The sequence below is a fragment of the Micromonospora sp. NPDC003776 genome, from assembly GCF_053605645.1.
Genome location: NZ_JBSGJR010000338.1, coordinates 1 through 7,571, shown reverse-complemented (window position 1 = coordinate 7,571; position 7,571 = coordinate 1). Strand labels below are relative to the sequence as shown.

Annotated in this window: 6 protein-coding genes; 4 read left to right on the top strand and 2 right to left on the bottom strand. The window is 71.4% G+C overall.

What is annotated here, in order from left to right:
• Nucleotides 1-2,358: RelA/SpoT family protein (locus ACWEVO_RS23925; RefSeq protein WP_452309754.1), on the top strand; the 2,358-nt coding region annotated here is incomplete at its 5' end.
• 59 nt (nucleotides 2,359-2,417) lie between these two features.
• Here ACWEVO_RS23925 and ACWEVO_RS23920 read toward each other — a convergent pair.
• Nucleotides 2,418-3,257 carry a peptidylprolyl isomerase gene (locus tag ACWEVO_RS23920; RefSeq protein WP_452309753.1) on the bottom strand — a complete coding sequence of 280 codons (840 nt, stop codon included), beginning with the start codon at nucleotides 3,255-3,257 and terminating at the stop codon, nucleotides 2,418-2,420.
• 66 nt (nucleotides 3,258-3,323) lie between these two features.
• A complete protein-coding gene (locus tag ACWEVO_RS23915; protein ID WP_452309752.1) occupies nucleotides 3,324-4,190 on the bottom strand; it encodes a peptidylprolyl isomerase in 867 nt (288 codons plus the stop codon).
• 260 nt (nucleotides 4,191-4,450) lie between these two features.
• Between ACWEVO_RS23915 and ACWEVO_RS23910 the strand changes: the two genes are divergently transcribed.
• Genes ACWEVO_RS23910 through ACWEVO_RS23900 form a run of 3 tightly spaced genes read left to right on the top strand, consistent with a single transcriptional unit; the run spans nucleotide 4,451 to nucleotide 7,545 of the window.
• Nucleotides 4,451-5,170 carry an MBL fold metallo-hydrolase gene (locus ACWEVO_RS23910; RefSeq protein ID WP_452309751.1) on the top strand — a complete coding sequence of 240 codons (720 nt, stop codon included), beginning with the start codon at nucleotides 4,451-4,453 and terminating at the stop codon, nucleotides 5,168-5,170.
• Nucleotides 5,171-5,223: 53 nt separating this feature from the next.
• Entirely contained in the window at nucleotides 5,224-6,558 is a 1,335-nt protein-coding gene (hisS, locus tag ACWEVO_RS23905; RefSeq protein ID WP_452309750.1) for a histidine--tRNA ligase, read from the top strand.
• Between the two features lie 51 nt (nucleotides 6,559-6,609).
• On the top strand, nucleotides 6,610-7,545 hold the full coding sequence (locus ACWEVO_RS23900; RefSeq protein WP_452309749.1) for an acyl-ACP desaturase: 936 nt from the start codon (nucleotides 6,610-6,612) through the stop codon (nucleotides 7,543-7,545).
• The last annotated feature ends 26 nt before the right edge of the window (nucleotides 7,546-7,571 follow it).

Genomic DNA, 7,571 nt, shown 5'->3' with positions numbered 1-7,571 from the left:
CTCGGGGGCCCCGCCGGGCCGGCCGCCGGGGGGGGGGGGGTGGTGCCGTTCCCGGCCGACGGCGCGGGCGAGTCCTCGCCCAGCGCGGGGTTCGCCCTCTCCAACGCGCCGACCGGTCGGCGGGTGCGCGCCCGACTGGCCCGGTTCAACGCGCCCTGGCAGACCTCGCAGGTGAGCGAGGTCCTCGAGCCGCTGATCTCCACCCACCGGGAGAACCACCCCAAGGCCGACGCCCGGCTGCTCCAGCGGGCCTTCGACACCGCCGCGCGCTGGCACTCCGGCCAGTACCGCAAGTCCGGTGACCCGTACATCACCCACCCGCTGGCGGTGGCGACCATCCTGGCCAACCTCGGGATGGACACCACCACGCTGGTCGCCGCGCTGCTGCACGACACGATCGAGGACACCGAGTACACCCTCGACCAGATGCGCACCGACTTCGGCGGCGAGGTGGCCCTGCTGGTCGACGGCGTGACCAAGCTCGACAAGGTCAAGCTCGGCGACGCGGCCAAGGCGGAGACCATCCGCAAGATGGTCGTGGCCATGGCCAAGGACCCCCGGGTCCTGGTGATCAAGCTGGCCGACCGGCTGCACAACATGCGTACGCTGACCTTCCTGCCCCGCCCCAAGCAGGAGCAGAAGGCCAAGGAGACGCTGGAGATCCTGGCTCCGCTCGCGCACCGCCTCGGTATGAACACCATCAAGTGGGAGCTGGAGGACCTCGCCTTCGGCACCCTGTTCCCGAAGCGGTTCGAGGAGATCAACCGCCTGATCGGCGAGCACCAGCCGCAGCGGGAGGCGCTGCTGCGCCAGGTGACCCAGAAGGTGTCGACCGACCTGAAGGCCGCGAAGATCAAGGCGGAGACCACCGGCCGGCCGAAGCACCTCTACTCGATCTACCAGAAGATGATCGTGCGGGGGCGCGACTTCAACGACATCTACGACCTGGTCGGGGTGCGGATCCTGGTCGACACGGTGCGGGACTGCTACGCGGCGCTGGGCGTCATCCACGCCAACTGGCAGCCGGTGCCGGGCCGGTTCAAGGACTACATCGCCATGCCCAAGTTCAACATGTACCAGTCGTTGCACACGACGGTCATCGGGCCCACCGGCAAGCCGGTGGAGATGCAGATCCGCACCTACGCCATGCACCGCACCGCCGAGTTCGGCATCGCCGCGCACTGGAAGTACAAGGAGCACAAGGGCACGCCGGTGGTCGGCCCGCCGGCGCACATCGACGAGATGACCTGGCTGCGCCAGCTGCTCGACTGGCAGCGCGAGGCGGCCGACCCCAGCGAGTTCCTCGACGCGCTCCGGTTCGACCTGTCCAGCCAGGAGGTGTACGTCTTCACCCCCAAGGGGGACGTCATCCCGCTGCCGACCGGGTCGACGCCGGTGGACTTCGCGTACGCGGTGCACACCGAGGTCGGGCACAAGTGCATCGGTGCGCGGGTCAACGGCAAGCTGGTGCCGCTGGAGTCGACGCTCTCCAACGGCGACGTGATCGAGATCTTCACCTCGAAGTCCGACACGGCCGGCCCCACGCAGGACTGGCTCGGCTTCGTCAAGAGCCCGCGCGCCCGCACCAAGATCCGCCAGTACTTCAACAAGGAGCGGCGCGAGGAGGCGATCGAGGCCGGCAAGGACTCGATCGTCAAGGCGATGCGCAAGCAGGGCATGCCGCTGCAGCGGATGCTCACCTCGGACGCGCTGATGGCGATCGCCCGGGACCTGCACCTGGCCGACGTGGCGTCGCTCTACGCGGCGGTCGGCGACAGCCAGGTCTCCGCGCAGTCGGTGGTGCAGAAGCTGATGGCCGCGTACGGCGGCGAGGAGGGCGCGGCGGAGGACATCGCCGAGACCGCCGTCGCCACCCGGCCGCCGCGCAGCCGGCAGAGCAGCAGCGACCCGGGCGTGGTCGTGCGCGGGGTCAGCGACGTGTGGATCAAGCTGGCCCGGTGCTGCACGCCGGTGCCGCCGGACGCGGTCTTCGGCTTCGTCACCCGCTCCGGCGGGGTGAGCGTGCACCGGGACGACTGCGCCAACGCCGAGGACCTGCGGGCACAGAGCGAGCGGGTGGTCGAGGTGAGCTGGAAGCTCACCTCCGCCTCCACCTTCCTGGTCGCCATCCAGGTGGAGGCCCTCGACCGGCACAAGCTCCTCGCCGACGTCACCCGGGTGCTCTCCGACGAGCGGGTCAACATCCTCTCCGCGACCGTCACCACCACCCGCGACCGGGTGGCGGTGAGCCGGTTCAGCTTCGAGATGGCCGACCCGAAGCACCTGGGGCACCTGCTGGCCGCGGTCCGCAAGGTGGACGGGGTCTTCGACGCGTACCGGGTCACCTCGGGCGCCTGACACGGAAAAGCGCCCGCCGGCTGAGCAGCCGGCGGGCGCTTTCGCGTGGTGCGGGCGGGTCAGCCGCCCTGGATGTCGCTCATCGTCAGCTTGTTGATGACGATCTCCTTCTTCGGGTGACCGCCGCCGGCCTGCTTGGCGAACGCGCCGTCGTCCCCGGCCGCCGCGACCTGCTTCACCACGTCCATGCCGCCGGTGATGGTGCCCAGCACGGTGTAGTTGGGGTCGAGCTGCGAATCGCCGTAGACGATGAAGAACTGGCTGCCGGTGCTGCCCTGCTGGCCGGAGTTGGCCATCGCGATGACGCCCTCCGGGTACGGCGGCCGCTTGTCGGTCGGCAGGTTCTCCTCGGCCATGTTGTAGCCGGGCCCGCCGGTGCCGTCGGTCTCCCGCCAGCCCTTGCCGGTCGCGCTCGGGTCACCGCACTGCAGCACCTTGATGCCCTCGGTGACCAGCCGGTGGCACTTGGTGTTGTCGAAGAAGCCCTTGCTGGCCAGGTGGGTGAAGCTGCCCGCGGTGCAGGGCACCTCGGCGCGGTTGACCGTGGCGGTGATCGGACCGAGGTTCGTGTCCATCGTCAGGGTCTGCGTGCCCTTGTTGTCCTGCTGGTTCGGGGGCAGGCCGACGTCCTTGATCTGCTTGGACCGGGCCTCCTTCGGCACCTCCGTGTAGGCGCACTGCGAGTAGCCGGCCGTGCTGGCGTTGTTCGCCTTCTTGTCGTCACCGCCGAGCGAGGTGACCAGCCAGACCGTGCCGGCCACCACGAGCACCAGCACGGCCGCGGCCCCGACGATGGCCTGGGTCTGCCGGCGCTTGCGGGCCTTGGTGGCGCGCTCGGCCATCTCCCGCTCGAGTCGGGCCCGCGCCGCCGCGCGCTGCCGCTCTCTGGTGGACGTCACGGTCACTCCTTTCGAATGTTCTGGGTGCGGCGATGCCGCTGCCACTGCAGGGGAGGACGGGCCGGGTCAGCCGGCGCTCGGGCTGGCCGCCGGCGCGCTGGTGGCGGCCGGGGCCGCGGTCACCTCGCCGACGGTGAGGCTCTGGATCACCACGTCCGTCTTCGGCTTGACCTTGGCTCCGCTCCCATTGTCCACGGTCGGGAGTGCACCGATCTTCGCCAGCACGTCCAGCCCGCCGGTGACCTTGCCGATCACCGGGTACTTCGGCTGGGCCGGGTTGAAGTCCTTGAAGAAGATCAGGAACTGGCTGCCGTTGGCGCCCGGCGGGTTGGCGATCATCGCGACCGTGCCCTTCGGGTACGCCGGCGCCTGGCCCGGAGCCGGCGAGGCGGACGCGCTCGGCGCCGGGGTCGGCACGTTCTCGTCGTAGAACGAGTACGCCGGCCCGCCGATGCCACTGCCGCTCGGGTCGCCGCAGCGCAGCGCGCCCTCGGTGGTGATCTCGTGGCACTTGGTGTTGTCGTAGAACGACTTCCCGGCCAGGTAGGAGATGCTGGCGGCCGCGCACGGCGCCGAGGCGACGTCCAGCTCCGCGGTGATCGGCGCGCCCTGGTTGGTGGTGACCGTCATCGCCCGGGTGCCCGAGGTGGGCAGGCCGGTGGTGGCCGGGGTGCCGACGTCCTTGAGGTTGCTGTTGGCGCTCGCGTCCTGCGGGGTCCAGAGGCAGACGTCCTCGGCGGCCTTCGGCTTCGGCTTCGAGTCGAACGCACCGAGCGCCCAGGCCGAACCGACGACGATCAGCGCGAGCACCACCGCGGCGCCGACACCCGCCTGGATCTGCCGGCGGCGCTTCGCGGCCGCCGCCCGCCGGGCGAGCTGCCGGTCGAGCTTGGCCCGCGCCAGTTTGCGCTGCCGGTCCCTGCTGGAAGCCACCCGTGCTCCCCTTCCTCTACCCTGGTCCTCGCCGGCGCCCGGGCTCGTCCGCCCGGCCGTGCGCAGGTGCGCCACGCCACACGCCCGCCAGAGTGTACGGCTACCGGCTGGGAAAGTGGTGTACGAGGTCCGAGCTCGAGGTATCGGACGTTGTCACTGTGGTTGCCGGGGTCGCCGTGACCAGTGGGTCGACGGAATGCGGTGGCCGGTGCGACTAGGCTGCTGAACGGGACGACGACTGCAACGGAAGGGGAGCGGACGTGCTCGTGGCCGGCTTTCCCGCCGACGCCTTCGGCACCAACTGCTATGTGGTGGCGACCGCGCCGGGGGAGCAGTGCGTGGTGGTCGACCCCGGGATCGGGGTCCTCGACCGGCTCGACGCCGTGCTCGCCGAGCACCGCCTGCACCCGGCCGCCGTGCTGCTCACCCACGGCCACCTCGACCACACCTTCTCCGTGGCGCCGGTGTGCGGCGCGCGCGGCATCCCGGCGTACGTCCACCCGGACGACCGCGAGCTGCTCGCCGACCCGTCCAAGGCGCTCTCGATGGACCTCACCCAGCTCTTCGGAGGCCGGCTGCCCTACGCCGAGCCGGACGACGTGGCCGAGCTGGCCGACGGCGCCACGCTGAGCCTCGCGGGCCTGGAGATCACCGTCGACCACGCCCCCGGCCATACCGGCGGGTCGGTGCTGTTCCGGATGCCCGGCGCCGGCTCGCCCTGGGAGGCCGAGCAGATCTGCCTCTCCGGTGACGTGCTCTTCGCCGGCTCGATCGGCCGCACCGACCTGCCGGGCGGCAGCATGCCCCGGATGCTGTCCAGCCTGCGGGAGAAGGTCCTCCCGCTGGCCGACGACACCGTCGTCCTGCCCGGCCACGGCCCCGCGACCACCATCGGCCGCGAGCGCGCGACCAACCCGTACCTCCTCGAGGTGGCGGGGACCGGCGGCGCGCGCCCGGCCGCGCCCACCCGCGGCCTCTAGTCGCCGCGACCACGACGTCCCCGCGCGGTCCGCGCGGGATCAAGGAGTACGCCATGAGCAAGCCCACGCCCATCTCCGGCTTCCCCGAGTGGAACCCGCCGCAGCGGATGATCGAGCAGTTCGTGCTCGACCGGATCCGCCGCACCTTCGAGCTGTACGGCTTCGCGCCCTTGGAAACCCGCTCGGTCGAGCCGCTGGACCAGCTGCTGCGCAAGGGGGAGACCTCCAAGGAGGTCTACGTGCTGCGCCGGCTCCAGGCCGACACCGACGGTCCGGCCGGCGACGACGCGCTCGGCCTGCACTTCGACCTGACCGTGCCGTTCGCCCGGTACGTGCTGGAGAACGCCGGCAAGCTGCAGTTCCCGTTCCGCCGCTACCAGATCCAGAAGGTGTGGCGCGGGGAACGCCCGCAGGAGGGGCGCTACCGGGAGTTCCTCCAGGCCGACATCGACATCGTCGACCGGGACACCCTGCCGGCCCACTACGAGGCGGAGATGCCCCTGGTCATCGGCGACGCGCTGCGCTCGCTGCCGATCCCGCCGGTGCGGATCCAGGTCAACAACCGCAAGATCTGCGAGGGCTTCTACCGGGGCATCGGGCTCACCGACCCGGAGGCGGCGCTGCGCGCGGTCGACAAGCTCGACAAGATCGGCCCGGCGAAGGTGGCCGAGCTGCTGGCGGAGACCGCCGGGGCGAGCGAGGCGCAGGCCAAGGCGTGCCTGGCCCTGGCCGAGATCTCGGCGCCGGACGCCTCGTTCGCCGACGCGGTACGCGCCCTCGGGGTGAGCGACCCGCTGCTCGACGAGGGCATCGCCGAGCTGGTCGCCGTGGTGGAGACCGCCGCCGCGCACTCGCCCGGCCTCTGCGTCGCCGACCTGCGGATCGCCCGCGGCCTGGACTACTACACCGGCACCGTCTACGAGACGCAGCTGATCGGCTACGAGCGGTTCGGCTCGATCTGCTCCGGTGGCCGCTACGACAACCTGGCCAGCTCCGGCGCCGTCCGCTTCCCGGGCGTGGGTATCTCGATCGGGGTCACCCGGTTGCTCGGCCTGCTCTTCGGCGCGGGCGCGCTCGCGGTCTCCCGGGACGTGCCGACCTGCGTGCTGGTCGCGGTGACCAACGAGGATGAGCGGGCGGCCAGCAACCGGGTCGCCGAGGCGCTGCGCTCCCGGGGCATCCCCACCGAGGTGTCGCCGAGCGCGGCCAAGTTCGGCAAGCAGATCCGGTACGCCGAGCGGCGGGGCATCCCGTACGTCTGGTTCCCCGGCGCGGAGGGCGACCAGGTGAAGGACATCCGCTCCGGCGAGCAGGTGGCCGCCGCCGCGGGCGAGTGGACCCCGCCGCGGGCGGACCTGAAGCCGCTGGTGGGCCCGGCTGGCGTCTGACGACGATTGCACCTACGGTGGCGTAAGTTACGCCACCGTAGGGAGATCGCCGTGACCGTGCTCAGCCAGACCGCCCTGCTCCACGAGCTCGAACCCGTCGTGGAGAAGAACCTCGACCGGCACCTGGGGCTGGCCAAGGAGTGGTTCCCGCACGAGTACGTGCCGTGGAGCGAGGGGCGCACCTTCGCCGGCCCGCTCGGCGGCGAAGCCTGGTCGGAGGCGGACAGCACACTGCCCGAGGTGGCCCGGACCGCGCTGATCGTCAACCTGCTCACCGAGGACAACCTGCCCTCGTACCACCACGAGATCGCCACCCTGTTCGGGCGGGACGGCGCGTGGGGGACCTGGGTGCACCGGTGGACCGCCGAGGAGGGGCGGCACGGCACCGCCATCCGCGACTACCTGACGGTGACCCGGGCGGTCGATCCGGTGGCGCTGGAGCGGGCCCGGATGGTGCACATGTCGACCGGGTACGTCAACGCCCACGACGACGAGGTGCTGCATTCGCTGGCGTACGTGTCGTTCCAGGAACTGGCCACCCGGATCTCGCACCGCAACACCGGCCGGGCCACCGGCGATCCGATCTGCGAGGCGCTGCTGGCCCGGGTGGCGGCCGACGAGAACCTGCACATGGTCTTCTACCGCAACCTGCTCAGCGCGGCCTTCGAGCTGGCCCCGAACCAGGCGATGCGCGCGGTGGCCGACGTGCTGGCCGATTTCCAGATGCCCGGGGTCGGCATCGAGGGCTTCGCCCGCAAGTCGGTGGCGATCGCCCTGGCCGGCATCTACGACCTGCGCCAGCACCGCGACGAGGTAGTGGTACCCGTGCTGCGTCAGTGGAACGTCTTCGAGGTGACCGGCCTGGACGCCGACGGCGAGGCCGCCCGCGACCAGATCGCCGCCCAGCTGGACACCCTCGAAACCCAGGCCGCCCGCTTCGAGGACCGCCGCGCCACCCGCGCCATCCGCCTCACCCCCACCCGCTGACCCTTCCTCCCTGCCTCCCCGCCGCC

Excerpts from the sequence above, each read along its gene's own strand:
- hisS (WP_452309750.1), top strand. The coding sequence starts at position 5,224 with ATGAGCAAGCCCACGCCCATCTCCGGCTTCCCCGAGTGGAACCCGCCG.